The organism is Caulobacter zeae (assembly GCF_002858925.1).
Classification (GTDB): domain Bacteria; phylum Pseudomonadota; class Alphaproteobacteria; order Caulobacterales; family Caulobacteraceae; genus Caulobacter; species Caulobacter zeae.
The window spans coordinates 278,223-301,566 of record NZ_PJRS01000022.1; the positions used below are offsets into that span (position 1 = coordinate 278,223).

Genomic DNA, 23,344 nt, shown 5'->3' on the forward strand with positions numbered 1-23,344 from the left:
CTGCTCTACTGACCTGGATGATTACGCCCGTAAATGAAGCCGTCAAGCGATGCTTGGCGGACGCGGGCAGTCGGTTAAGAGTGCGCGCCATGACTCTTCCGCTCGCCCCTCGCCTCGCCCCCTGCGGTCCGATCGTCGATCCCAAGGCCGCCGAGCGCGCCCACGAGATGATCGCCAAGCGGGCCGGCGAGCGGATGGGCATCGTCGATTCCGCCTGGCCGGCCCTGGCCCCGGTGTTCGCCGCCAGCCCCTACCTGGCGGGCCTGGCTCGCCGCGACGGCGTGCGCCTGCCGAGCATCCTGGACAGCGAACCGGAAGGTCGCCTGGCTCATATCCTGGCGGCCGCCCTGGCCGTCGCCGCCGAGCCCGACTTCGAGACCGCCCGCAAGACGCTCCGTGAGCTGAAGGCCGACCTGCACCTCCTGACCGCCCTGTGCGACCTGGGCGGCGTGTGGGATCTCGATGCGGTCACCGGCGCCCTGACCCGCTTCGCCGACGCCAGCCTGCACGCGGCCCTGGCCCAGGCCGCCCGGGTCGAGGTCGCGCGCGGCGCCCTCACCCATGTCGGAGACGGCGAGGACGGCCCGATCCCGGGCCTGTTCTGCATCGCCATGGGCAAGCACGGCGCCTACGAGCTGAACTATTCCAGCGACATCGATTTCTCGATCTTCTACGCGCCCGAGACCCTGCCGGTCAGCGAAGGAACCGAGCCGCAAGGGGTGGCCGTGCGCCTGACCCAGCACCTGGGCCGGATGCTAGCCGAGCGCACCGCCGACGGCTACGTCTTCCGCATCGACCTGCGCCTGCGCCCCGATCCCAGCTCGACCCCGCCGGCCATGCCGATCGACGCGGCCTTGGACTACTACGAAAGCGTCGGCCAGAACTGGGAGCGGGCCGCCCACATCAAGGCCCGCATCGCGGCCGGCGACATCGCCCGCGGCGAGGCGTTCCTGCACGAACTCCAGCCCTTCATCTGGCGGCGCAATCTCGACTTCGCCGCAATCGCCGACATCCACTCCATCAAGCGCCAGATCCACGCCTACAAGGTGGACGAGCGGCTGGAGGCCAAGGGCGCGGACCTGAAGCTGGGCCGCGGCGGCATCCGCGAGATCGAGTTCTTCGTCCAGACCCAGCAGCTGATCCTGGGCGGCCGCCATCCGGACCTGCGCAGCCCGCGCACCCTCGATGCGCTCGCCGCCCTGCGCGACGCCGGCCACGTGACGCCGGAGGACTGCGAATACCTGACCGCCGCCTATCACGACCTGCGGGCCCTCGAGCACCGGGCCCAGATGATCGCCGACGACCAGACCCACAAGCTGCCGGAGTCCGACACCGACCGGAAGAAGGTCGCCGCCCTCTGGAACCAGGCAAACCTGCGCAGCTTCGACGCCGCCGTCGGCAAGATGCTGAAGGGCGTCAACCAGCGCTACGGCGCCCTGTTCAAGGGCGAGGAGGAGCTGTCGTCGCGGTTCGGCAGCCTGGTCTTCACCGGCGTCGAGGACGATCCGGAAACCCTGGCCACCCTCAAGCGCATGGGCTTTTCGAACCCCGAGCGGGTGGCCGCCACCATTCGCGGCTGGCACCACGGCCACATCGCCGCCACCCGAACCGAGCGCGGCCGCGAGCTGTTCACCCGCTTGGCCCCACGCTTGCTGGACGCCGCCAATGCGACCGGCGCGCCGGACGCGGCCTTCAACCGCTTCGCCGACTTCTTCGCCTCGCTGAGCTCGGGCGTACAGATCCAGTCGCTGTTCCTGGCCCAGCCGCGCCTGTTCGAACTGGTGGTGCAGGTCATGGCTTTCGCCCCGCGCCTAGCCGCCACCCTGGCCCGCCGCCCGACGGCGCTGGACGCCCTGCTCGACCCGGCCTTCTTTGGCCCGATGGAAATGCCCTCGGAGGTTCCGTGGGATCCCAGCGAGTTCGAGCCGTCGATGGATGCGGCCCGGCGCCTCTTCCGCGACCAGGCCTTCCGCATCGGGGTGCGGGTGATGAGCGGCACGGCCGACGCCCGCGACGTGGGACGGGCTTTCGCCGACCTCGGCGACCTGATCGTCGGGGGCCTGGCGCCGGCCGCCCTGGCCGAGGTCGAACGGCTGGGCGGGTCCTTCCCCGGCCAGGTGGCGGTGGTCGCCCTGGGCAAGGCCGGCTCGCGCGAGATGACCGCCAAGTCCGACCTCGACCTGATGACGCTCTACGCCGCCGACGATGCGGCCGGCGCCTCGGAAATCAAGGGCTGGAGCGCCGACGTCTTCTACGCCCGCTTCACCCAGCGCCTGGCCTCGGCCCTGTCGGCGCCGACGGCCGAGGGCACGCTCTACGAGGTCGATCTCAAGCTGCGCCCCTCGGGCAGCAAGGGGCCGGTGGCCGTCAGCTTCACCGCCTTCGAGGACTATTACGAGCGAGAGTGCGAGACCTGGGAGCTCCTGGCCCTGACCCGCGCCCGGGTGATCTGGGCCAGCTCGCCGGCGTTCAAGGCGCGGGCCGAAGGCGCCATCGAGGCCGCCCTGCGCCGCCCGCGCGACGTGGCCAGGACCGCCGCCGACGTGCTGGACATGCGCGACCTGATGGAGCGCGAGCGGCCGGGCAAGGGGCCCTGGGACCTGAAGCTGGAGCCCGGCGGCCTCGTCGACATCGAGTTCATCGCCCAGTTCCTGCAACTGGCCCATGGCCCGAATGGCGGCCCGCTGGCCCAGAACACCGGCGAGGCCCTGTCGGCCCTGATCGACGCCGGCCTCGCCGACAAGGCGTCCCTGACCGCGGCGCTGTCGGCCTGGCGTCTGGAGCAGGACCTGTCGCAGCTGATCAAGGTAGCGCTGGAGAACGGCGACGATCCGGAAAGCGAGCCCAAGGCCTTCCGCGCCCTGCTGGCCCGCGCCGGCCACGTCACCCAGTTCCGCTCGCTGAAGGCCAAGCTGGTCAAGGCCAAGGCCGAGGCCCGCAAGGCGTTCGAGGATGTGGTGAGGTAGGGGGAGGCAAGACCCCCTCAGTCGCTACGCGACAGCTCCCCCAGAGGGGGAGCATCTTGGCGCTCAAGATCCTCCCCCTCTGGGGGAGGTGGCCCGAAGGGCCGGAGGGGGGCCGTTTTCAGCTTTCTCTGCTATGGCCGATTTCGCGCCACTCCCCTCTCCGTCGCCTTCGGCGACACCTCTCCCAAAGGGAGAGGATCTCGAACCGAGCGACGGAAACCTCGCCGGCCGCCGTTGAAGCTCCCGAGGGATCCTACCCGGAGCATTCGATGAAGACGTTCACCACCCTGGTCGCCGCGACCGCGATCGCCGCCTGCGCCGTCCCGGCCCTGGCCCAGACCAAGCCGGCCGGCGAGCCCCAAACCGCCTTCCAGAGCCAGCGCGCGGGCCAGATGCTGGCCAAGCTGGACGCCAACAAGGACGGCAAGCTGTCCAGGACCGAGTTCGAGGCCATGCGCCAGAAGAAGGCGGACGGCGTAAAAGCCGGTCGCGGTGAGCGCCTGTGGGGTCGCCTCGACGCCGACAAGGACGGCTTCCTGTCGCGCGCCGAGCTCGAGGCCATGGCCGCCAAGCGCTTCAAGCGGATGGACGCCGACGGCGACGGCGTGCTCACCTCGGCCGAACGACAGGCCGCGGCCGGCAAGGCCAAGGCTGCGATGTGACGGTCGGCATGGGCTTGGCGTGACGAGGTGAGGCTTGGCGAGCGAGGGGGAAGACCCCGACCTGGCGTTGCTGGAAGGCGTGGGACGGGGCGAACAGGCCGCCGTGCGACGGCTGCTGGACGCCCGCCTGCCGCGCATCCTGGCCTTGGCGCGACGTCTTCTCGCCGATCCGGACGAGGCCCAGGACGTGGCCCAGGAGACCTTCCTGCGGGCCTGGAAACAGGCGCCCTCGTGGCGTCCCGGTCAGGCCCGCTTCGACACCTGGCTGCACCGCGTGGCGCTGAACCTGTGCCGCGACCGGCTGCGGCGACGGCGGGAGACGATCATGGCTCAGCCGCCGGAGGTGATCGACGCAGGCCCCACCGGCGAGGGCGCGCTGCTGGGCGTCCAGATCGGCGGCCGTATCGAGGCGGCCCTGGCCGCCCTGCCCGAGCGCCAGCGCGAGGCGATCTTGCTGTGCCACCACCAGGGCCTGGGCAACAAGGAGGCCGCCGCCCTGCTGGGGGTGTCGGTCGAAACGCTGGAAAGCCTGCTGGGCCGTGGACGGCGCGCCATGCGCGCGGCCCTGGCCGACCTGATGGAGGCGGTTCGATGAGCTTCAAGGAGGGCGCGCGACCATGACCCCCGACCGCTTCGCCGAACTGGCGGCCGCCCACGGCGGCGACATCGGCCGCTGGCCGCAGGACCTGCGAGAGGCGGCCCGCGCCGCGCTCGCCGCCGATCCGCACGGCCTGGGCGCGGTGCTGGCCGCCGAGGCCGATCTGGACCGCCTGCTCGACCTGGCCCCGGCCCAGAGCGCCGACGCCGCCCTCTTGGGCCGGCTGCTGGAGGCTGCGCCCAAGCCGCGCCGCTCGGCCAGCGCCTGGTGGGCGGGGCTGGCTGCGGGCCTGGGCCTGGCCGTCGCCACCGTGGCGGGGGTCGCCGTCGGCGTCGCCTCGGGCGCGGGCGAGCGGCTGGACCGCCGGGCCGACGCCATACTGGCGGCCGCCTACGACCAGCCCGAGCCCGACACGGCGGCCGAGGCGCTTGAGGAGGCGACCGACCTGTGAGCGCCAACCGTTCCCTGATCATCGCCCTGGTCGCGTCCGGCGCGCTGAACCTCTTCCTGGTCGGCGGCATCGCCGGCGCGGCCTGGATGCGCCAGGAGGCTCGCCGCGAAGCCCCGATCGCCGCCGCCCTGGCCCAGCGTCCGCCGCTGTGGACCGCCGGCCGCGACCTGCCGCCCGAGCATCGCCGCGCCCTGCGCCGCAGCCTGCGCGAGGCCGCGCTTGAGAACCGCGCCGACGCCCAGGCCGCCCGCGCCGAGCGCAGGGCCGTGGTCGACGCCATGTTGCACGGCCGCTTCGACCGCGCCGAGGCCGGGCGCCGCATGGCCGCCGCCCGGACGCTGGAAAGCGGCGTGCGCGCCAAGGTCGACGGCCGCCTCGTCGGCTTCGCCGAGAGCCTGCCGCCGGAGGAGCGCAAGGTGCTGGCCGAGGGTCTGAGGCGGGTCTACGCCCCGCGCCAGAAGCCTCGCGAGGAACGCCCCGAGCGGCCGCGCAGAAAAAACGACGGCTAGCCATAACCAAACCGCGTCCGGCTCCGTATCTTCGACACTGAAACCGGAGACACGCCCGTGCTGATCCGCCACCGCCCCGACCTGACCGACAACGACGTCACCGACCGGGGGCTCTATCTGCGCCGGCGCGAGTTCATCACCGGCGTCGCGGGCCTGGGTCTCGCAGGACTGGGCGGAGCGGCCGGCGCCGCGCCGCTGGCCTTCTCCAAGGGCTTCTCGACCACCGAGAAGCCGACGCCGAAGGACGACGTCACCAGCTACAACAACTTCTACGAATTCGGCGTCGACAAGGGCGATCCGGCCGAAAACGCCGGCAAGCTGAAGACCCGTCCCTGGACGGTGCGCGTCGACGGCGCCTGCGAGGCGCCCAAGACCTTCGACATCGACGCCCTGATCAAGGGCAACAAGCTGGAAGAGCGCATCTATCGCCTGCGCTGCGTCGAGGGCTGGTCGATGGTGATCCCCTGGGTCGGCTTCCCGCTGAAGGACCTGATTGCGGCGGTCAAACCGACGTCCAAGGCCAAGTTCGTGGCCTTCGAAACCCTGATGCGGCCCTCGGAAATGACCGGCCAGCGCTGGGACGTGCTGCAATGGCCCTATCGCGAGGGCCTGCGCATCGACGAGGCCGTCCATCCGCTGACCCTGATCGCGGTCGGCCTCTACGGCGAGACCCTGCCCAACCAGAACGGCGCGCCGCTGCGTCTGGTCGTGCCGTGGAAGTACGGCTTCAAGAGCATCAAGTCGATCACGCGCATCAGCCTTACCGACCGCCAGCCGCCGACGGCCTGGAACCTGTCGGCGCCGCGCGAATACGGCTTCTATTCCAACGTCAATCCGGCCGTGGACCACCCCCGCTGGTCGCAGGCCACCGAGCGCCGCATCGGCGAGTTCCGGCGGCGCGACACCCTGGCCTTCAACGGCTATGGCGAGTGGGTGGCGGACATGTACCGGGGCATGGATCTGAAGAAGTTCTACTGATGAAGGACGCTGAAAAAGCCCCCTTCCCCCTTGATGGGGGAAGGGCTCAAAGGAAACGCCCCTCCAAAACCCGCGACAACCTCATCTACGCCGCCGTCTGGCTGGCCTGCGCCGCGCCGCTCGCGTGGCTGGCCTTCCGGGCCTTCACCGGCGACCTCGGCGTCAATCCGATCGAGACCCTGGTGCGGCAGCTGGGCGTCTGGGGCCTGCGGCTGCTGCTCGTCGGCCTCGCCGTCACCCCCGCCGCCGTGATCCTCAAGAAGCCGCGCCTGGTGCGCTTTCGGCGGACCATCGGCCTGTTCGCCTTCGCCTACGTGTCGCTGCACCTCCTCAGCTACATCGGCGTCGACCTCTATTTCGACTTCGGCCAGCTCTGGAAGGACATCCTCAAGCGGCCGTTCATCACCCTGGGGATGGCGGCGTTCGTGATGCTGGTCCCGCTGGCGGTGACTTCGACCAACGGCTGGGTGATCCGCATGGGCCGGGCGGCCTGGAGCCGCCTGCACTGGCTGATCTACGTCATCGCGCCGCTGGGCGTGGCCCACTACTACCTGCTGGTGAAGGCCGATCATCGACCGCCGCTGGTGTACGGCGCGATCCTGGCGGTGCTGCTGGGCTGGCGGGCGTGGCGAGCGGCAAGGTCCTCCCCCTGAAGGGGGAGGTGTCGCGGAGCGACGGAGGGGGAAGTCGGTGATGACTTCCAACCAACTCGAAAGCTGAAAACGTCCCCCCTCCGGCCCTTCGGGCCACCTCCCCCAGAGGGGGAGGATCCTGATAGGCGGGAGGTTACTTCGCCCCGCCCGCCCCCTTCGCATAGGCCTGGGCCTGGCCCAGCAGGCGCAGCACGTTGCCGCTCCAGATGGCCTCGATATCGGCGTCGCTGTAGCCGGCGGCCTTCAGGCGGGCGGTGATCTTGGGCAGGTCGGCCACGTCTTCCAGGCCCTCGACGCCGCCGCCGCCGTCCCAGTCGGCGCCGATGCAGACGGCCTTGGCGCCGCCGATCTTCAGCACGTGGTTCATGCTGTCCATGAAGGTGTCGAAGTTGGCGCGGACCGGCGGGAATTTCTTGTCCAGCTCGGCGCGCTTCTTGGCGTAGGAGACGAAGTCGGCCTGGGTCGCGTCATCGCCCGGCCCACGGCCCAGGGCCTCCAAAGCGGCCTTGCGCTCGGGGCTGTTGGTCGAGGCGCGCAGATAGACCGAGTTGATGCAGATCGCCCCGCCGCTCTCGGCGATCTTGCGGATGTGCGCGTCGTCGAGATTGCGCGGGTGGTCGAACACCGCCCGGGCGCCCGAGTGCGAGGCGATGACCGGGACCTTCGACAGGGCCACGGCCTGGTCCACGACATCGTCCGAGGCATGGCTGACGTCGATCAGGATCCCCAGGCGGTTGGCCTCGGCCAGCCAGCGCAAGCCCAGCGGCGAGAAGCCGTTCCAGATCTTGCCCTTGGGGTCGGTCGAGCTGTCGGCGAACTGGTTGTTGCGGAAGTGAACGGGGCCGGCCATCCGCACGCCCGCGCCGTAGAAGGTCTGAAGCAGGGTGAGGTCCTCGCCCAGCGGCCAGCTGTTCTCGATGCTCTGGAAGGCGAACTTCTTGCCCGCCTTGTTGATGCGGATCGCGTCCTCGGGCGTGTAGGCCAGCTCGAACTTGTCGCTGTGCGCCGAGACCATCTCGCGGATCTCGGTTGCGCGGGTCAGGGCGAAGTCGCGGGCCCAGCGATAGCCCTCGGCGGTCAGCTCGCCCTGGCCGGTATAGATCACGAAGAACCCGCCATCGAGGCCGCCATCGTTCATGCGCGGCAAGTCGACCTGGCTGAAGTCCTGCAGCACGCTGTGGCGGTCGACCATGCTCCAGCCGGGCCGGGCGAAGTGCTCGGGCGTGTCGAGGTGGGTGTCCAGCGTCAGGATGCGCTCGTGCAGCGCCTTATCGGCCTTTGAGACCGGCGCCTCGGCGGCATGGGCGGCGGCGCCCAGGAGGGCGGCCGAGCCGAGGAGGACTGACAGCAGGCGACGCATGGAACACTCCGGAACAGCTGATGCCGCCAAGCTCCGCAATGCCGAACCCTACGTCAAGGACATTAGATTTTCTTCGCGCTATCGGTCCTGGCTGCTAGGGCGGCGGGCAGTCGGTGCGGACCGGCATGCCGTCCTTGTAGGCGAAGTATTCGGTGCAGGTTCGCTGGCAGACCACAGCCTGGCGCTTGCCGATGTCGGCCGCGTCCACGACCTCGCCGAAGCTGGTCCAGCCGTCGCCGTTCCAGTCCATCTCGGACCAGCCGTAGCCGTGCCCCAGCCCGCCGAACGCCAGGCTTCCGAAGAAGGCGGCGGGGGGCGCCAGGAGAACGCCGGCGATGACGAGCACGACGCGCAGCATCTCAGATCAGCCCCAACGCCTTGAAGCTGGCCACGCCGTCGCGGCCGACCACCAGATGGTCGTGGACGGCGATGCTCAGCGCCTTGCCGGCCGAGATGATCTGCTTGGTCATCTCGATGTCCGGCCGCGAGGGGGTCGGGTCGCCGCTCGGGTGATTGTGGAGAAGGATCAGGTTGGAGCTGGAGAGCTCCAGCGCCCGGCGCATCACCTCGCGCGGATAGACCGGCGCATGGTCGACCGTGCCGTGATTCATCACCTCGTCGGCGATCAGCTGGTTCTTCTTGTCGAGGAACAGCACCCGGAACTGCTCGCGGGACTCGTTGGCCAGGGCCACGCGCACATAGCCCAGCAGCGCCGTCCACGACGAGATCACCGGCCGCTTGGCGATGCCTTCGCGCCCGGCCCGCAGGGTGGCCTCGTGCAGGATCTTGATGTCCACCGCCGCCGTCTCGCCGACGCCGGGAACGGTCTTCAGCTCCTCGACGGTGGCGCCCAGCACACCCGCGAACGAGCCGAACCGGGCCAGCAGGGCCTTGGCGAGGGGTTTGACGTCGCCGCGCGGCAGGCTGCGGAAGAGATAGAGCTCAAGCAGCTCGTAGTCCGGGAGCGCGGCCAGGCCGCCGGCCCTGGCCCGCTCCCTCAGCCGCTCGCGATGGCCAGAATGGTGGGCGGCGACCAGTGCGGCCTTGCTTGGCTTGCCGGCCTTGGCCGGCTCCGCCGCCTGGGGCGCGCGCGGCGCGGCTTCCGACACCCTCAAGGACTTGCCGCTGACCATCGCGCCCCTCTGTGTGAGAGCGATTAGAGCTTAGCAATCAGAGGTTGTCGAGAGGGGTGTCATGCTTCCCAACGCCAACAGGCCGAAGCAAAGCGCAGAGCCGGGACCCAGGGGCCGCCGGCAATGCGTCGGCAACCACCTGAGCGGACAGTCTCGGCGCCGCCGCCCAGTCCCCAGGGTCCCGTAGAAGCCCTACGGGCTTTCCGGGATGACGACCTGAAGGAGATCGAAAGGAAAAATCAGAACGCCGGGACCACCGCGCCCTTGTACTTCTCCGCCATGAACGCCTTCACCTCGGGCGAGGTCAGGGCCTTGGCCAGCTTGGCCACGCGCGGGTCCGAAGCATTGTCCGGGCGGGTGACCAAGAAGTTCACGTAGGGGCTGGTCTTGTCCTCGATAAGCAGGGCGTCCTTGGCCGGGTCGAGCTTGGCGTCCAGGGCGTAGTTGGTGTTGATCACCGCCAGGTCGACCTGGTTCAGCACCCGCGGCAGCGTCGCCGACTCCAGCTCCTTGAACTTCAGGTTCTTCGGATTGGCGGTGATGTCCTTCAGGGTCGAGACCGGATTGGTCGGGTCCTTCAGGGTGATCAGGCCGTTCTTGTTGAGCAGCAGCAGGGCGCGGCCACCGTTGCTGGGCTCGTTGGGGATGGCCACCGTGGCGCCGGCCGGCAGGTCGGCGATGGCCTTGATTTTCGAGGAATAGGCGCCCAGCGGCTCGATGTGCACGCCCGTCGCCTTCACCAGGCCCCAGCCGCGGTCGGCGTTGACGGTGTCGAGATAGGGGCCGGTCTGGAAGTAGTTGGCGTCCAGGCGCCTCTCGGCCAGCTGCACGTTGGGCTGGACGTAGTCGTTGAACACCTTGACGTCGAGCTTCAGGCCCTCGGCCGCCAGCTTCGGCTTGATGAACTCCAGGACCTCGGCGTGCGGCACGGCGGTGGCGCCGACCACCAGGGTGTCGGCGGCCGACGGCGCGGGCTGGCGACCGCAGGCGGCCAGCAGGGCGAAGGCGGCGAGGCTGACGAGTGCGGCGCGGCGGGCGACCATGAACGGCTCCGATAAGTCGATAATTCCAGGAGGGTATTGCGCACAAACGCCGCCGATGCGGAATCAGTTTTCCTGAGGCGGGGAAGAGGCCTCAGTCGTCGTTGGCCGGATCCTCCGGGCCCTGGATCGTCCAGTTCGACACGAAGTCGGGATTCTCCAGCACCTCGCCGTTGGCCAGGGTGTAGGTCCCCGGCTGGGCCGCCTTGATGTTCGAGGTCTGCGGCGGCAGCAGGTAGGTGTCGCCGTCCTCTTCCTCGGTGAGCAGGTCGACGAGGATGCCCTCTTCCGGGTCGGCCGACAGGATGACGCCGTGGAACTGCTCGACGTCCTCGATCTCGCCGTCGGCGTCGAGGAAGGTCAGGCCCACCAGGATGATGCGGCCCGGCAGAGTGTCGGCCAGCGCCTGGTCCCAATGCTCGGACGGCGGGGCGGAAAGGATTTCGTCGGTCATTCGGGGTTCTTAAGGCCCGGTATGGCTTGCCGCAATCACCCGAACCTTCTCTCCGACAATCGTCATCGCGGGACCCAGGAGACTAGGCGCCGTGATCAGGTTCGCCGCCCCGCCGCCAGCCGACGCAGTGCGCCGGCCCCTAGGTCCCGGCTCTACGCGCAGCGCGCTCCGGCCGGGATGACGCGCATTGGCTACAATCACCCCAGGCGCTTGGCCCGCGTCAGGTTCAGCGGCGCATAGCCGGCGGCGGCGAAGAAGGCCTGGGCGCCGGCGTTGTCGGCCCAGGCGTCGAGCACGACGGATTCCAGCCCCAGCGCCCTCGCCTGCCCCTCCAGCGCGGTGAGCAGGGCCGCGGCGATCCCGCGGCGTCGGAACGCCGGATCGACCGCCAGATGGTGCAGGTAGAGCCGCCGGCGAGCCAGAGCGAAGGGCGTCTGCGCGCGGTCCTGGACCTCGGCCCAGCCATAGCCGGCCGCCACGCCGTCGATCTCCGCAAGCAGCAGGCGATGGGCCGGCTGATCCAGCGTGTCGCGCAGGAAGGTCGCCAGCTCGACCGGATCGACGGCGGGCTTGAAGATCTCGGGCGACAGGGCCGCGTGCAGGGCCTGCACGCCGGCGTTCAGCGCGACCAGGACCGGGATGTCGATGTCGACGGCGGGCCTGATCGCGATCCCGCTCACCGGTGCGAGACCTTCCGCACCACCGTGTCGCCGACCATCTGCAACACCTGCACCAGGATCAGCAGCAGCACGACGGTGACCACCATGACGTCGGTCTGGAAGCGCTGGTAGCCGAAGCGGATGGCCAGGTCCCCCAGGCCGCCGGCCCCGACCACGCCGGCCATGGCGGTGTAGGAAACCAGCGCGATGGCCGTCACCGTCGCCCCGGCGATGATGCCTGGCATCGCTTCGGGAAGCAGCGCGCCCAGCACCACCTGGCGGCGCGTGGCCCCCAGGGCGAAGCTGGCCTCGACCACGCCCTTGTCGACCTCGCGCAGGGCGGTCTCGACCAGGCGGGCGTAGAAGGGCGCGGCGCCCACCACCAGCGGCGGAATGGCGCCGGCCACGCCCAGCGAGGTGCCGACCAGCAGCACCGTCAGCGGGATCATCACGATCAGCAGGATCACGAACGGCACCGAGCGCAGGATATTGACCAGCAGGCCCAGCGCCGTGTGCGCGGCCTTGCTCTCCAGCATCTGGCCCTTGCCGGTCAGGAACAGGATCACGCCCAGCGGCAGGCCCAGCACCACGGTCAGGGCCATGGAGCCGCCGAGCATGGTCAGGGTGTCGACCGTGGCCAGGCTGATATCGGTCCAGTCGATGTTCGAGAACAGGCTCATGGGCGGCCCTCCAGGCGGTCGACCCGCACGTCGGCGGCCTCGAAACGGGCGATGGCGGCGTCGACGTCGCCGCCGGTCAGGGCCAGGGTCAACTGGCCGTATGGGGTGTCGCGCAGCTTGTGGATGCGCCCGCCGAGGATCGAGTAGTCGACGCCGGTCTCGCGGGCCACCGCGCCCAGCACCGGCTTGTAGGTGGCCTCGCCCTTGAAGGTCAGCCGCACCAGCACCCCGGCCGGCAAGGCGGTCTCGGCCGTCTCCTCGACCTCGCCGACGAAGCGGCGGGCCGTGTCGCTGGCCGGATGCAGGAACACCTCTTCCACCGGCCCCTGCTCGGCCACGCGACCGCCTTCCAGCACCGCCACCCGGTCGCAGACGCGGCGCACCACGTCCATCTCGTGGGTGATCAGCACGATGGTCAGGCCAAGATCGCGATTGAGGTCGGAGATCAGGGCCAGGATCTGCTCGGTGGTTTCGGGATCGAGCGCGCTGGTGGCCTCGTCGCACAGCAGGACCTTGGGCGCCGTGGCCAGGGCCCGGGCGATGCCGACGCGCTGCTTCTGGCCGCCCGACAGCTGGGCCGGATACTTGGCGGCGTGGTCGGACAGGCCCACCCGCGCCAGCAGTTCGGCCGTCCGCGCCTTGATCTCGGCGGGGCCGCGGCCCGCCAGCTTCAGCGGGAAGGCGACGTTCTGCTCGACCGTCTTGGACGACAGCAGGTTGAAGTGCTGGAAGATCATGCCGACGCGGCGGCGCAGGGCCCGCAAGCCCGCGACGTCCAGCGCCGCCACGTCGTCGCCATCGACGATAACCTTGCCGCCGGTGGGCAGCTCCAGGCCGTTGATCAGGCGGATCAGGGTGGACTTGCCCGCCCCCGAGGCGCCGATGACCCCGAACACCTGCCCTTGCGCGACCTCGAGCGAGGCCTCGCGCAGGGCCGCGTGACCGGTCGCGCCGCGCGCGGCGGCGTAGGTCTTGGAGACGGCTTCGAAACGGATCACCGGCGGCAGGTCCTTACTTCGCGGCGGGCGCCACGGCGGCCGGGGCGGCCGTCGTCGGGGCTACCGGGCGCGGCGGGGCGTTCTTGACGTAGCGGTCCATCCAGTCGGTCATCTCCCACAGGGTGTGCATCACCGACTCCCGGGCGCGATAGCCGTGGGCCTCGTAGGGCAGCACGGTGTAACGCACGGTGGCCCCCGCCCCCTTCAGCGCGGCGTAGAAGCGCTCGCTCTGGATCGGGAAGGTGCCGGAATTGTCGTCCGCCTCGCCGTGGATCAGCAGGATCGGCTCGTTGACCTGCTTCACATAGGTGAAGGGGCTCATCTTCGTATAGGTGTCGGTGGCCTGCCAGTAGGTGCGCTGCTCCGACTGGAAGCCGAACGGCGTCAGGGTGCGGTTGTAGGCGCCAGACCGCGCGATGCCGGCCCGGAAGAGGTCGCTGTGGGCCAGCAGGTTGGCGGTCATGAACGCGCCGTAGCTGTGGCCGCCCACGGCGATGCGGTCGCGGTCGGCCACGCCCATGGCCACCACCGCGTCGACGGCGGCCTTGGCGTCGGCGGTCAGTTGCTCGACATAGCTGTCGTTGGGCTCGGCGCCGTCCTTGCCGATGATCGGCATGCCCGGGCCGTCCAGCACCGCATAGCCCTGGGTCAGCAGGAACAGGTGGCTGGCGCCGCCCGGACGGGTGAAGCGGTTGCCCGCGTCCACGGTCTGGCCGGCCACCGAAGCGTCGGTGAACTCTTCGGGATAGGCCCACATCAGCATCGGCAGCGGGCCGTCCTTGGTCTTGTCGTAGCCGGCCGGCAGGTAGAGGTCGCCCGACAGCTTCACCCCGTCGGGGCGGCTGTAGGTGATGGTCTCTTTGGTGACGCTGGCGAACTGCGGGGCGCGGTCGACGAACTTGGTCAGCGCCTTGCCGTTACCGCCCTTGAGGGGTTTGACGAAGTAGTTGGGAACCTCGTCCTTGCTCTCGCGGCGAGTGATCAGGGTCTTGCCGGCCTCGTCGGCGAAGGTGACCGGGGCCTCATAGTACGGGGCCTTGGCCTGCCACAGGCGCGAGGTCTTGCCGTCGGCCAGGTTCATCACGCCGACGAACGGGAACTCGCCCTTGGCGGAGGCCCCCTCGCCGGAGACGAACACGCCCTTGCCGTCCGGCGTGAAGTGCAGGACCTCCTCGCCATGGGCGTTGCGACGGCTCATCGGCGAGCCGGGGTCGTTGTAGCGGTCCTGGTAGTTGCGCTCGACCAGCAGGCGACCGGCGCCCGGCTTGGACGGGTCGACGGCGAACTGCTTTTCCTTGCGGTTGTCGAACCAGCGGCTGTGGACCAGGGCGAAGTCGTCGCGGCCCCATTCGATGCCGGCATAGCGCAGGTCCAGGTCGACCAGGATGGTCGGCGCGGCCTCGAACGGCGCGGCCTGCATCAGCACGCGGTCGTGGACCGCGACCTTCTTCTTGGGATCGCCGCCGTCCTGGGCCTCGACCCAGACCAGGGTCGAGGGCGCGTCGCCGCGCCATTGCGGGCTGCGCGGACCCGCGACCACCGCGTCGAAGGCCGACGACAGGTTGTCGGCCAGCGGACGGTCGACCAGGGTCTTGACCAGCTTGCCGTCGTTGGCGTCGAGGATCTGGACCTCGGTGGGGAAGCGCGCGGCCGGCACCAGGTAGCTGTAGGGGCGCTTGAGGCGCGTCACCAGCAGGAAGCGGCCGTCGGGCGACATGCCAAAACCGTTGATCACGCCGGGCGCGCCGACCGGGACGCTCGCGCCGTCGGCCAGAGACACGCGGGCCAGCTGGCTTGTGAAATAGTGGTCGAACAGCGCCTCGTCATGGGCGTTGGCCAACAGGTCCTGATAGGTGCGGATGGCCGCCGTGCGGCCGGCCGACTGCTGGACGATCGGCCCCTCGGGCGCGGCCGGCTCGGCGGGGGCGGCGCCCCGCCCGTCCGGGACCTGGCGGACGATCAGGCCGGCGTCCCCGGGCAGCCAGTCATAGGCCGCGCCGAAGGCGGCGTTCAGCACCGGGCCGGTCAGCTTGCGCACCGTGGCGGTCTTCAGGTCGGCGACCCACAGCTCCAGGCCCGTGGGGGCCTCCATCACCAGGGCCAGGTGCTGGCCGTCGCTCGACCAGCGCGGCTGGATGAAGCGCGCGCCCTTGGGCAGGACGACCTCGCGCACCGCCCCGGTCTTCACGTCCTCGAAGGAGAGGCTGTTCATCCAGGTGGTGCGGGCCTCGATCGGGCCGTTGGTGCGCGGATTGATGCGGTAGCCGCCCAGCCGCAGGATCGGGTCGGCCACGGCCCGGATCGGCGGCAGGTTCTCGCGGCCCAGCAGGGCCAGCGTCTTGCGGTCGGGGCTCAGCGTGACGCCCGGCGTCGGCGCGGCGTCGAGGATCTGGGCGATCGGCGCCGGCGGCGTCCGATAGGCCTCGCCGGCCATGGCGGCGGTCGCGCCACAGGCCATGGCCGCCAGCACGGCGGTCGAAGCCAGCGCCACGGCGCGGCGACGGAATTGGGTGTCGAACATGAAGCCCCCGGGAAACGCGTAGGAGGGGCAGCAATAGGCGCGCTTAAGGCTCAGGTGAACGGGAAAGTGTGGGGGATTGGGATATCGGTGGTTGGGTTTTGCGCAGTGAGAGGGAGCCGGAACCTCAAAAATATGTACCGCTAAGCGCCAGGGCCGGCTCCTACCGCCGAACCACCAACCCGCCCTTCATCACGAACACCGGCTTCTCCAGCACGGTGACGTCGGCCAGCGGGTCGCCCGACACCGCGATCAGGTCGGCGTAGCGGCCGGCGGTCACCTGGCCCAGGTCCTTCTCGCGGCCGAGCGCCTGCGCGGCGTTGACCGTGGCGGCCTGGATGGCCTGGAGGGGCGTGGCGCCATAGCGGACCATGACCGCGAACTGGCGGGCGTTGTCGCCGTGCGGATAGACCCCGGCGTCGGTGCCGTAGATCATCTTCACCCCGCCCTTGAGGGCCTTGCGGAAGTTCTCGCGCTGGACCTCGGCGATGTCGCGGTCCTTGCGCAGGTTGTCCTCCAGCACGCCGTTCTTGCGGCCCTCGGACTGGGTGTAGTCGGTGTTGTAGATGTCCATCGAGAACCAGGTCCCCTTCTGGGCGGCCAGCCTGATCCCCTCGTCGTCGACGAGGCTGGCGTGCTCGATGGTGTCGATGCCGGCGCGGATGGCTTCCTTGATGCCGGCCCCGCCGTGGGCGTGGGCGGCCACCTTCAGGCCGGCCATGTGGGCCTCGTCGGCCACGGCCTTCATCTCGTCGTAGGTCAGCTGCTGCTGGCCCGGCTCGTCGCCGCGCGAGAAGACCCCGCCGGTGGCGCAGATCTTGATCACCTGGGCGCCGTACTTCTTCAGCGTGCGCACGGCCTTGCGGGCCTCGTCGGGGCTGTCGATGTTGTAGGGGGCCTTCTGGTCCATCGACGGCGGGAAGAAGGTCGAGTCGCAGTGCCCGCCGGTGGCCCCGATGGCGTAGGCGGCGGTGACCACGCGCGGGCCGGGCACGACCCCCTCGTCGATCGCCTCGCGCAGGCCCACGTCGTTAAAGCGGTCTGCCCCGACATTGCGCACCGTGGTGAAGCCGGCCTCAAGCGTGGCCTTGGCGTTGGCGGTCTGGGTCACGCTCCAGAAGGCGTCGCTGAACTGCAGGGCGTTGTAGCCGCCATAGACCGGCGAGGCGTCTAGATGCACGTGCATGTCGATCAGGCCCGGCAGCAGGGTCGCGCCCGGCAGGTCGACGGCCTCGGCCTCCGGGGGGATCGCGAAATCGCCGGCCTTGCCGACGGCGGTGATCCGGCCGGCGACGACCAGCACCACGGGCTTTTCGACATAGCGCCCGGTGGCGACGTCCAGCAGGCGGGCGGCGGTGACGACCTTGGTCTCGGCGGCTTGCGCGGCCGTCGAAGCCAGCGCCAGGGCGACCGCCAGGGTCGAAATCGTCAGTCCACGCATCCGGTCGGCCTCGCTTCGAGTTGCAGGCGAGGACGCTAGAGCGTGACCGTGAAAGTGGAAAGGGCGGCCGCGCATGGCGGCCGCCCCTTTTCCGTCAGGCCTTGAAGAAGGCCAGCAGGTCCGGGTTGATGATCTCCGGGTGGGTCGTGCACATGCCGTGCGGCAGGCCCTTGTAGACCTTCAGTTCGCCCTTCTTGACCAGCTTGGCCGATAGCAGCGCGGAGTCGGCGATCGGCACGATCTGGTCGTCGTCGCCGTGCATCACCAGCACCGGCACGTCGACCTTCTTGAGATCGTCGGTGAAGTCGGTCTCGGAGAAGGCCTTGATGCAGTCGTAGTGGGCCTTGACGCTGCCGGTCATGCCCTGGCGCCACCAGTTCCAGATCACGCCCTGGTCGACCTTCGCGCCCGGACGGTTGAAGCCGTAGAACGGACCGGCCGGCACGTCGTAGAAGAACTGGGCGCGGTTGCCGGCGGTGGCGGCGCGGAAGCCGTCGAACACCTCGATCGGCAGGCCGCCCGGGTTCTTGTCGCTCTTGACCATGATCGGGGGCACCGCGCCGATCAGCACGGCTTTCGCCACGCGGCCCGGCTTGGCGCGGGCGACGTAGTGGATCACCTCGCCGCCGCCGGTCGAGTGGCCGACGTGGATGGCGTTCTTCAGGTCGAGGTGGTCGGTCAGGGCCGCGACGTCGGCGGCGTAGGTGTCCATCTCGTTGCCGGTGTCGGTCTGGGTCGAACGGCCGTGACCGCGACGGTCATGGGCGATCACCCGGAAGCCCTGGGCGTAGAAGAACATCATCTGGTTGTCCCAGTCGTCGGCCGTCAGCGGCCAGCCGTGGTGGAACACGATCGGCTGGGCGGTCTTGGGACCCCAGTCCTTGTAGTAGATCTGCACGCCGTCCTTGGTCGTGACGAAACCGCTGCTCATGGTCTTGGCTCCTGGGGTAGGGCTCGCGGGCGAGGCCGCGGCGAAGGTCGGGGCGACCGAGAAGGCCGCCAGGCCGAGGCCGACGGCGAGGACGTCCCGGCGCGAGGCGCCGTCGTGGGAAGATTGGGTGGTCATCGGTCGCCCTCTGCATCGAACAATCCGGGGCGCGTTTCGTTGCGGCCCCCAGCCCGTGCAAGGTGGCCCAGGGCGACGGGCCGGGCTTGAACGTATCGCGCGGCCGCTGGGACGAACGCGCCGAGGCGTTGGGAGGCGGCCAAGGCGGGAGGAGGCGTTTGCCGTCCTCTCGCCCAGGCGCCATCCTGACGCGATGTCCGACCGCTACGAGCCGACCTCCGACTTTCTCAAGCTGGTCAGAGCCGAGCAGGCGCCGCTGTCCGGGGCCGAAGAGGCCGAAGAGAACCTGCGCCGGCTGATCGCACTGACCGCCGACGCCGACCGGTCGAACCGCGACTGGGCGGTTCTTCTGTTGTCTCAGGAGGAGGTCGACGGCCCGGATATCCGCGAGGCGCTGTTGCGCGCGGCAAGTGACGAGGACGAGGTTGTCCGGGCCGAGGCCGTGCTGGGTCTGGCCGGGCGCGAGCCGGCGATCGCCCTGCCCTTCGTTCGCCAGGCGCTGGCGGGACAAGGCGTGACGCCCCCGATGCTTGAGGCCGCCGCGCTCTGCGCCGACCCGTCCTTGATCGAAGACCTGAGGGTTTGGGCTGAGCCGTCCGACAACCCTTACATCGACAAACTCGCCGCCGAGGCGCTGAGGGCCTGCGAGGCGACGACGTCTCCGGCCGGCTGAAGCGCCCTCGTCCTACTCCACCCGCGGCAGCACCAGGGCCACGCGCAGGCCGGGCCCCATGCCGTTGTACTCGCCCGGCCCCTCGGCCAGCTCCAGCCGCCCGCCGTGCGAGGCGGCCACCGCCTGCACCAGCGACAGGCCAAGGCCCGCGCCCGGCTCGCTGCGGCTGTTCTCCAGGCGCACGAAGCGCTGGACCACGCGGGCGCGGTCCTCCTCGGGCACGCCAGGGCCGGTGTCGGTCACCGAGAACTCCAGCTCGCCCGACGAGCGGCGGCGCAGGCGCAGCATGATCGCCCCGCCCGCGGGCGTGTACTTGATGGCGTTGTCGAGCAGGTTGGCCAGGGCCTGGGCGATGAACTCGCGATTGCCGCGCAGGGCCAGGGCCGGGGTGATCTCGGCCTTGAAGTCCAGCCCCTTGTCCTCGCATGAGAACTCGTAGAGCTCGGCCATGTCGGTGGCCAGGTCGCTGGCCTCGAACGGCTTCTGGTCCGGGGCCTGGCCGGCGGCCTGCAGGCGGGCGATGGCCAGCACGGCGTTGAAGGTCTTGAGCACGCCGTCGGCGTCGGCCAGGGCGGTCTCGAGCGCGGCCACCGGATCGCCCTTGCCGTTCTCGGCGTCGATCAGGGCCACCTCCATGCGGGCGCGCAGGCGGGTCAGGGGGCTGCGCAGGTCGTGGGCGATGGCGTCGCCGGCGTGGCGCAGGCCGCCCATCAGCCGCTCGATGCGGTCGAGCATGTCGTTCAGGCCCTCGGCCAGCTCGTCGTACTCGTCGCGGGCGCCGCGGATCTTGGCCCGGGCGTGCAGGTCGCCGCCGCGCACGGCGTTCACCACGTCCACGAGGCCCTGCATGCTCCGGCTGACATTGCGGCTGATCAGCACCCCGCCGGCCAGACCGAGGATGATCACCAGCGCCCCGGCGCCCCACAGGGCCCGGACGATCTTCATCACATAGCCCTGGGACTCGGCGACGTCGGCGCCGACGAACAGGATCTCGCCGCCCGCCAGGCGCTCCTGCACGCCCCGCGCCGAACGCCGCACGGTGGCGCCGTCCAGGTCGGTCTCGGTCAGGGTGAAGCTGCGCCATGTCGGACCCGCGCCGGTGAAGTCGTCGATCGGCGACTCCTCGATCGAACCGGTGATCCGCCTGCCGGTCTTGTCGGCGAAGTAATAGAGGAACGGCCGCTCACCGATGGCCCGCTCGACCAGGGTCTGGTTCAGGGCGTTGACCCCGCCCTGGCGATAGGCCGCCTCCAGGCTCTCCATCTCGCGGGTGATCTCGGCGTCGGCGCGGCGGTCCACCTCGCCGGCGGTGGCGATGTAGATATAGCCGAGGAAAGCCGTCGCGGCCGCCGCGAACAGGGCCAGGAACAGCAGGGTCAGCCGGAAAGGCGTCGATCGAACGAGGCGCGGCAGGCGCATGGTCTAACTCTTCTTACCCATCAGGGCGGCGATGTCTTGGCGGCTGTCGAGAATGCGGAGCACCTGGATGCCGGCTTCGTCGGGCAAAGGGTCGTAGACGATCAGCCAGGGCCGAACCGAGAACGATCGCGGATGGCCGACATAGTCCTGGCGGACACGCCCCATGAGAGGACGGCGGGCCAGACGATTGAGGGCGGCCTCGATCCTGGCGACGACGGCCTCGGCGCGCTCCAGTCCGCTGTCATCGACGATCCACGCATAGAGACCACGCAGGTCTCTTCGAGCCATCGCCGATCGAACGACCTGGGGCGGCGCCATCTAGCCCTTGCGAGCCCTTTCGAACTCGGCGCGCAGATCACTGAGGATTTCATCCGTGTCCCAGACCGCACCCTTGCCTTCGGCCAGCTCGCGTCGCGCCTCGATGATCGACTCGTTGATGGCGTCGCGATTACGGACGAGCCAAGCCTCCATCTCCTCCTCGGAGGGGACCGGGCCGAGGCCGTCGTCGACCTCTTCGTCCGGGATGGGCTTGGACGGCTTGTTCATGGCCGCGAGCCTATCACGGGTCCGGCGCGCCGCCTACGGATCGAGCCGGTAGCCGGCCCCGCGCACGGTCTGCAGCATGGCCCGGTCGAAGCCCTTGTCGATCTTGGAGCGCAGGCGGGAGATGTGCACATCGATGACGTTGGTCTGTGGGTCGAAGTGGTATTCCCACACCTTCTCCAGCAGCATGGTGCGGGTCACCGACTGGCCGGCGTGGCGCATCATGAACTCCAGGAGCTGGAACTCCCGGGGTTGCAGGTCGATCTCCTTGCCCTGGCGATGGACCGTGCGGTTGATGAGGTTCATTTCGAGCTCGCCCACCTTGAGGGTGGTCGCAACGGCTCCCGTCTCGCGACGGCGCGACAGGGCCTCGACGCGGGCGATCAGCTCGGGGAAGGCATAGGGCTTGACCAGGTAGTCGTCGGCGCCGGCCTTCAAGCCGTCGACGCGGTCGCCGACCTCGCCCAGGGCCGACAGGAACAGCACCGGCGTCTGGTCGCCCTCGCGGCGCAGGGTCGAGACCACCTCGACGCCGTTCTTCTTGGGCATCATCCGGTCGACGATCAGCACGTCGAAGCCGCCCTTGCCGGCCTCGACCAGGCCCGCCTCGCCGTCCGGCGCATGGACGCAGGCATAGCCGGCCTCGGTCAGGCCATGGGTCATCGCGCCGGCGGCCTCGAGATCGTCCTCGATAATCAGAATACGCATCAGCCAACCCCTCGTGCGCCGACAGAGAACAATCGACGTTCTCCCGATTCTATCGACCGGCGCGATAGTTGGCGACTGGATACCGGCTTCGCGGGCGGCCGTCCCTTAAACCTTGGTCACATACGAAAAGCCCCGCCTCGACGGATCGAGGCGGGGCTGATCTTTCACGACGGACGGATCACTTAGGGAGCGATCTTGATCGCGATGATGGTCGGGCGGCCGGCGCGGATGATGCGCAGGTTGACGCTCGGACGTTGCAGCTTCTTGGCCGCCTCGATGGCGGCGTTGACCTCGCCGATCGTGACGACCTGTTCGCCGTTGATGCTGCTGATCACGTCGCCCTTGCGCAGGCCCTTCTCGCCGGCGTCGGACGTCGCCTTCACGCTGTCGATCAGCAGGCCCTTCACGGCGCTGTCGATGCCGTTGGCCTTGCGGGTCGCATCGTCCAGGGGCGACAGGCTCATGCCCAGGGCCTCGGCCTTGGGCGCGGCCGGCTTGGCCGGCGCGGCCTTGTCGCCGCCGTCCTCGTTGTCGTTGTCGGCCAGTTCCTTCTCGGTCGGGCGCACGCCCGAGCGGATCTCGACGGTGCGGGGCTTGCCGCCGCGCAGCACGGCCAGCTTGATGACCTCGCCCGGACGGGCCTTGGCCACTTCGCGGGTCAGTTCCGAGCCGCTCTTGATCGCCACGCCGTTGACGCTGGTGACCACGTCTTCCGGCATCAGGCCGCCGCGCTGGGCCGGACCGCCCGGCACCAGGTCGGCGACGATGGCGCCCTTGGTCCCGGCCAGGCCTTGCGCCTCGGCCATCTCGCTGGTGAACGGCTGGATCTGGGCGCCGATGTAGCCGCGCACCACCTTGCCGCCGTTGATCAGTTGCTTGGCGGTAGCCTCGGCCACGTCGGCCGGGATCGCGAAGCCGATGCCCACCGAGCCGCCGGTCGGCGAGAAGATCGCCGTGTTCACGCCGATCACCCGGCCGTAGATGTCGAACGACGGACCGCCCGAGTTACCGCGGTTGATGGGGGCGTCGATCTGGATGTAGTCGACGAACTGCGAGGAGTTGTCGCCCAGGTCGCGACCATAGGCCGAGATGATGCCGGCCGTGGCGGTGCCGCCCAGGCCGAACGGGTTGCCGATGGTGATCACCCAGTCGCCGACGCGCGGACGGGCCTGGTTCTCGAAGTTCACATAGGGGAACGCCGCGCCCTTGGCCTGCGGGTCGATGACCTTGATCACCGCCAGATCGGTGCTCTCGTCGCGGCCGACGATGGTGGCCTTCAGCTCGCGGCCGTCCTTCATGACGACGTTGATGCCGTCGGTGTCGGCGTCGGCCACCACGTGGTTGTTGGTGACGATGTAGCCGTCGGCCGAGATGAAGAAGCCCGAGCCCGAGGACTGCTGCTTGGGCGCGGCCTGGGCGTCCTCGCCCTCCTCGCCCGGCTTCTGGCCGCGCGGCACGATGTCGAACGGCAGGCCTTCCAGGCCCGGGATGCGCAGACGCGCCTTCGGATCGGCCTTCGAGGTCACGTCGATCTGCACGACGGCCGGCGAGACCTTCTCGAAGATGTCGGCGAAGGACAGCGGCGCGCCGGGCGGCGGGGCGAACATCGGGGCGCTGGTCGCAGACGCACGCACCAGCGACGGCTCCTGCTCGGCCGCGCCAGCCGGTCCCATGCGCATGCCCACGCCGGCCAGGGCGGCGCAAGCAACGCCGGCCCCCGCGACGGCGCCAACAATGAATCCTGACTTCCGAGCAGCCATCTTTCGTCTTTCCTCACCCACGACGCTCCGCGCCGGGTTCTCGAACAGAACCTAGTTGCACCAGCAATTCGTGCA

The 23,344-nt window shown here is 69.7% G+C and carries 24 protein-coding genes; 8 read left to right on the forward strand and 16 right to left on the reverse strand.

Annotation, left to right across the window (positions count from 1 at the left end):
* The first annotated feature begins 89 nt into the window (after positions 1-89).
* The 7 genes from SGCZBJ_RS12840 to msrQ all read left to right on the forward strand — a co-directional run bounded on the left by SGCZBJ_RS12840 (position 90) and on the right by msrQ (position 6,817).
* Positions 90-2,966 carry a bifunctional [glutamine synthetase] adenylyltransferase/[glutamine synthetase]-adenylyl-L-tyrosine phosphorylase gene (locus tag SGCZBJ_RS12840; RefSeq protein WP_240621494.1) on the forward strand — a complete coding sequence of 959 codons (2,877 nt, stop codon included), beginning with the start codon at positions 90-92 and terminating at the stop codon, positions 2,964-2,966.
* 269 nt (positions 2,967-3,235) lie between these two features.
* Positions 3,236-3,628 (forward strand): EF-hand domain-containing protein, encoded by a 393-nt coding sequence (locus SGCZBJ_RS12850; RefSeq protein ID WP_101718387.1) that lies wholly within the window; start codon positions 3,236-3,238, stop codon positions 3,626-3,628.
* 34 nt (positions 3,629-3,662) lie between these two features.
* Complete coding sequence (locus SGCZBJ_RS12855; RefSeq protein WP_101718388.1) at positions 3,663-4,223, forward strand: RNA polymerase sigma factor; 561 nt, start codon at positions 3,663-3,665, stop codon at positions 4,221-4,223.
* 22 nt (positions 4,224-4,245) lie between these two features.
* Positions 4,246-4,677: a hypothetical protein gene (locus SGCZBJ_RS12860; RefSeq protein ID WP_101718389.1), complete on the forward strand. Its 432-nt coding sequence runs from the start codon at positions 4,246-4,248 to the stop codon at positions 4,675-4,677.
* Positions 4,674-5,186, forward strand: coding sequence for a periplasmic heavy metal sensor (locus SGCZBJ_RS12865; RefSeq protein WP_101718390.1), 513 nt, complete (start codon positions 4,674-4,676; stop codon positions 5,184-5,186). Before SGCZBJ_RS12860 ends, SGCZBJ_RS12865 begins: the two co-directional genes overlap by 4 nt.
* 27 nt (positions 5,187-5,213) lie before the next feature.
* Positions 5,214-6,164: a protein-methionine-sulfoxide reductase catalytic subunit MsrP gene (msrP, locus tag SGCZBJ_RS12870; RefSeq protein WP_101718391.1), complete on the forward strand. Its 951-nt coding sequence runs from the start codon at positions 5,214-5,216 to the stop codon at positions 6,162-6,164.
* Entirely contained in the window at positions 6,164-6,817 is a 654-nt protein-coding gene (msrQ, locus tag SGCZBJ_RS12875; protein WP_101718392.1) for a protein-methionine-sulfoxide reductase heme-binding subunit MsrQ, read from the forward strand. The genes msrP and msrQ overlap by 1 nt, the downstream gene beginning before the upstream one ends.
* A 133-nt stretch (positions 6,818-6,950) precedes the next feature.
* Here the strand turns inward: msrQ and SGCZBJ_RS12880 are convergent, their stop codons facing one another.
* The 11 genes from SGCZBJ_RS12880 to SGCZBJ_RS12930 form a co-directional block, all read right to left on the reverse strand.
* Entirely contained in the window at positions 6,951-8,177 is a 1,227-nt protein-coding gene (locus tag SGCZBJ_RS12880; protein ID WP_101718393.1) for a dipeptidase, read from the reverse strand.
* 94 nt (positions 8,178-8,271) lie between these two features.
* On the reverse strand, positions 8,272-8,535 hold the full coding sequence (locus SGCZBJ_RS12885) for a hypothetical protein (RefSeq protein WP_101718394.1): 264 nt from the start codon (positions 8,533-8,535) through the stop codon (positions 8,272-8,274).
* A gap of 1 nt (position 8,536) precedes the next feature.
* Positions 8,537-9,310, reverse strand: coding sequence for a RadC family protein (gene radC, locus SGCZBJ_RS12890; RefSeq protein WP_101718395.1), 774 nt, complete (start codon positions 9,308-9,310; stop codon positions 8,537-8,539).
* A gap of 239 nt (positions 9,311-9,549) precedes the next feature.
* A complete protein-coding gene (locus tag SGCZBJ_RS12895; protein WP_101718396.1) occupies positions 9,550-10,353 on the reverse strand; it encodes a MetQ/NlpA family ABC transporter substrate-binding protein in 804 nt (267 codons plus the stop codon).
* A 91-nt stretch (positions 10,354-10,444) separates the two neighbouring features.
* Complete coding sequence (locus SGCZBJ_RS12900) at positions 10,445-10,804, reverse strand: hypothetical protein (protein WP_101718397.1); 360 nt, start codon at positions 10,802-10,804, stop codon at positions 10,445-10,447.
* A gap of 197 nt (positions 10,805-11,001) precedes the next feature.
* Complete coding sequence (locus SGCZBJ_RS12905) at positions 11,002-11,484, reverse strand: GNAT family N-acetyltransferase (RefSeq protein WP_101718398.1); 483 nt, start codon at positions 11,482-11,484, stop codon at positions 11,002-11,004.
* A complete protein-coding gene (locus SGCZBJ_RS12910; protein WP_101718399.1) occupies positions 11,481-12,143 on the reverse strand; it encodes a methionine ABC transporter permease in 663 nt (220 codons plus the stop codon). The genes SGCZBJ_RS12905 and SGCZBJ_RS12910 overlap by 4 nt, the downstream gene beginning before the upstream one ends.
* A complete protein-coding gene (locus SGCZBJ_RS12915) occupies positions 12,140-13,141 on the reverse strand; it encodes a methionine ABC transporter ATP-binding protein (protein WP_101718400.1) in 1,002 nt (333 codons plus the stop codon). Before SGCZBJ_RS12915 ends, SGCZBJ_RS12910 begins: the two co-directional genes overlap by 4 nt.
* A 13-nt stretch (positions 13,142-13,154) precedes the next feature.
* Positions 13,155-15,662, reverse strand: a complete 2,508-nt coding sequence (locus SGCZBJ_RS12920; RefSeq protein WP_101718401.1) for a S9 family peptidase — start codon at positions 15,660-15,662, stop codon at positions 13,155-13,157.
* 160 nt (positions 15,663-15,822) lie between these two features.
* A complete protein-coding gene (locus SGCZBJ_RS12925) occupies positions 15,823-17,100 on the reverse strand; it encodes a Xaa-Pro dipeptidase (protein ID WP_101718402.1) in 1,278 nt (425 codons plus the stop codon).
* 94 nt (positions 17,101-17,194) lie between these two features.
* Complete coding sequence (locus SGCZBJ_RS12930; RefSeq protein WP_205685389.1) at positions 17,195-18,031, reverse strand: alpha/beta fold hydrolase; 837 nt, start codon at positions 18,029-18,031, stop codon at positions 17,195-17,197.
* 328 nt (positions 18,032-18,359) lie between these two features.
* Between SGCZBJ_RS12930 and SGCZBJ_RS12935 the strand changes: the two genes are divergently transcribed.
* Entirely contained in the window at positions 18,360-18,839 is a 480-nt protein-coding gene (locus SGCZBJ_RS12935; protein ID WP_101718404.1) for a HEAT repeat domain-containing protein, read from the forward strand.
* A 12-nt stretch (positions 18,840-18,851) separates the two neighbouring features.
* Here the strand turns inward: SGCZBJ_RS12935 and SGCZBJ_RS12940 are convergent, their stop codons facing one another.
* The 5 genes from SGCZBJ_RS12940 to SGCZBJ_RS12960 form a co-directional block, all read right to left on the reverse strand.
* The gene (locus SGCZBJ_RS12940) at positions 18,852-20,258 is read right to left on the reverse strand and encodes a sensor histidine kinase (RefSeq protein WP_101718405.1); all 1,407 of its coding nucleotides are present in this window, start codon (positions 20,256-20,258) and stop codon (positions 18,852-18,854) included.
* Between the two features lie 3 nt (positions 20,259-20,261).
* Positions 20,262-20,576, reverse strand: coding sequence for a type II toxin-antitoxin system RelE/ParE family toxin (locus SGCZBJ_RS12945; RefSeq protein WP_101718406.1), 315 nt, complete (start codon positions 20,574-20,576; stop codon positions 20,262-20,264).
* Positions 20,577-20,804 (reverse strand): hypothetical protein, encoded by a 228-nt coding sequence (locus tag SGCZBJ_RS12950; protein WP_101718407.1) that lies wholly within the window; start codon positions 20,802-20,804, stop codon positions 20,577-20,579.
* Between the two features lie 33 nt (positions 20,805-20,837).
* Positions 20,838-21,509 carry a response regulator transcription factor gene (locus tag SGCZBJ_RS12955; RefSeq protein ID WP_101718408.1) on the reverse strand — a complete coding sequence of 224 codons (672 nt, stop codon included), beginning with the start codon at positions 21,507-21,509 and terminating at the stop codon, positions 20,838-20,840.
* Positions 21,510-21,691: 182 nt separating this feature from the next.
* Positions 21,692-23,269, reverse strand: a complete 1,578-nt coding sequence (locus SGCZBJ_RS12960) for a Do family serine endopeptidase (protein WP_101718409.1) — start codon at positions 23,267-23,269, stop codon at positions 21,692-21,694.
* Positions 23,270-23,344 lie beyond the last annotated feature (75 nt).

Excerpts from the sequence above, each read along its gene's own strand:
- SGCZBJ_RS12960 (WP_101718409.1), bottom strand. The coding sequence starts at position 23,269 with ATGGCTGCTCGGAAGTCAGGATTCATTGTTGGCGCCGTCGCGGGGGCC.
- SGCZBJ_RS12910 (WP_101718399.1), bottom strand. The coding sequence starts at position 12,143 with ATGAGCCTGTTCTCGAACATCGACTGGACCGATATCAGCCTGGCCACG.
- SGCZBJ_RS12955 (WP_101718408.1), bottom strand. The coding sequence starts at position 21,509 with ATGCGTATTCTGATTATCGAGGACGATCTCGAGGCCGCCGGCGCGATG.
- msrQ (WP_101718392.1), top strand. The coding sequence starts at position 6,164 with ATGAAGGACGCTGAAAAAGCCCCCTTCCCCCTTGATGGGGGAAGGGCT.
- SGCZBJ_RS12925 (WP_101718402.1), bottom strand. The coding sequence starts at position 17,100 with ATGCGTGGACTGACGATTTCGACCCTGGCGGTCGCCCTGGCGCTGGCT.
- SGCZBJ_RS12840 (WP_240621494.1), top strand. The coding sequence starts at position 90 with ATGACTCTTCCGCTCGCCCCTCGCCTCGCCCCCTGCGGTCCGATCGTC.
- SGCZBJ_RS12935 (WP_101718404.1), top strand. The coding sequence starts at position 18,360 with ATGTCCGACCGCTACGAGCCGACCTCCGACTTTCTCAAGCTGGTCAGA.
- SGCZBJ_RS12945 (WP_101718406.1), bottom strand. The coding sequence starts at position 20,576 with ATGGCGCCGCCCCAGGTCGTTCGATCGGCGATGGCTCGAAGAGACCTG.
- SGCZBJ_RS12950 (WP_101718407.1), bottom strand. The coding sequence starts at position 20,804 with ATGAACAAGCCGTCCAAGCCCATCCCGGACGAAGAGGTCGACGACGGC.
- SGCZBJ_RS12850 (WP_101718387.1), top strand. The coding sequence starts at position 3,236 with ATGAAGACGTTCACCACCCTGGTCGCCGCGACCGCGATCGCCGCCTGC.
- SGCZBJ_RS12880 (WP_101718393.1), bottom strand. The coding sequence starts at position 8,177 with ATGCGTCGCCTGCTGTCAGTCCTCCTCGGCTCGGCCGCCCTCCTGGGC.
- SGCZBJ_RS12900 (WP_101718397.1), bottom strand. The coding sequence starts at position 10,804 with ATGACCGACGAAATCCTTTCCGCCCCGCCGTCCGAGCATTGGGACCAG.
- SGCZBJ_RS12940 (WP_101718405.1), bottom strand. The coding sequence starts at position 20,258 with ATGCGCCTGCCGCGCCTCGTTCGATCGACGCCTTTCCGGCTGACCCTG.
- SGCZBJ_RS12920 (WP_101718401.1), bottom strand. The coding sequence starts at position 15,662 with ATGTTCGACACCCAATTCCGTCGCCGCGCCGTGGCGCTGGCTTCGACC.
- SGCZBJ_RS12930 (WP_205685389.1), bottom strand. The coding sequence starts at position 18,031 with ATGAGCAGCGGTTTCGTCACGACCAAGGACGGCGTGCAGATCTACTAC.
- SGCZBJ_RS12860 (WP_101718389.1), top strand. The coding sequence starts at position 4,246 with ATGACCCCCGACCGCTTCGCCGAACTGGCGGCCGCCCACGGCGGCGAC.
- radC (WP_101718395.1), bottom strand. The coding sequence starts at position 9,310 with ATGGTCAGCGGCAAGTCCTTGAGGGTGTCGGAAGCCGCGCCGCGCGCG.
- SGCZBJ_RS12895 (WP_101718396.1), bottom strand. The coding sequence starts at position 10,353 with ATGGTCGCCCGCCGCGCCGCACTCGTCAGCCTCGCCGCCTTCGCCCTG.
- SGCZBJ_RS12885 (WP_101718394.1), bottom strand. The coding sequence starts at position 8,535 with ATGCTGCGCGTCGTGCTCGTCATCGCCGGCGTTCTCCTGGCGCCCCCC.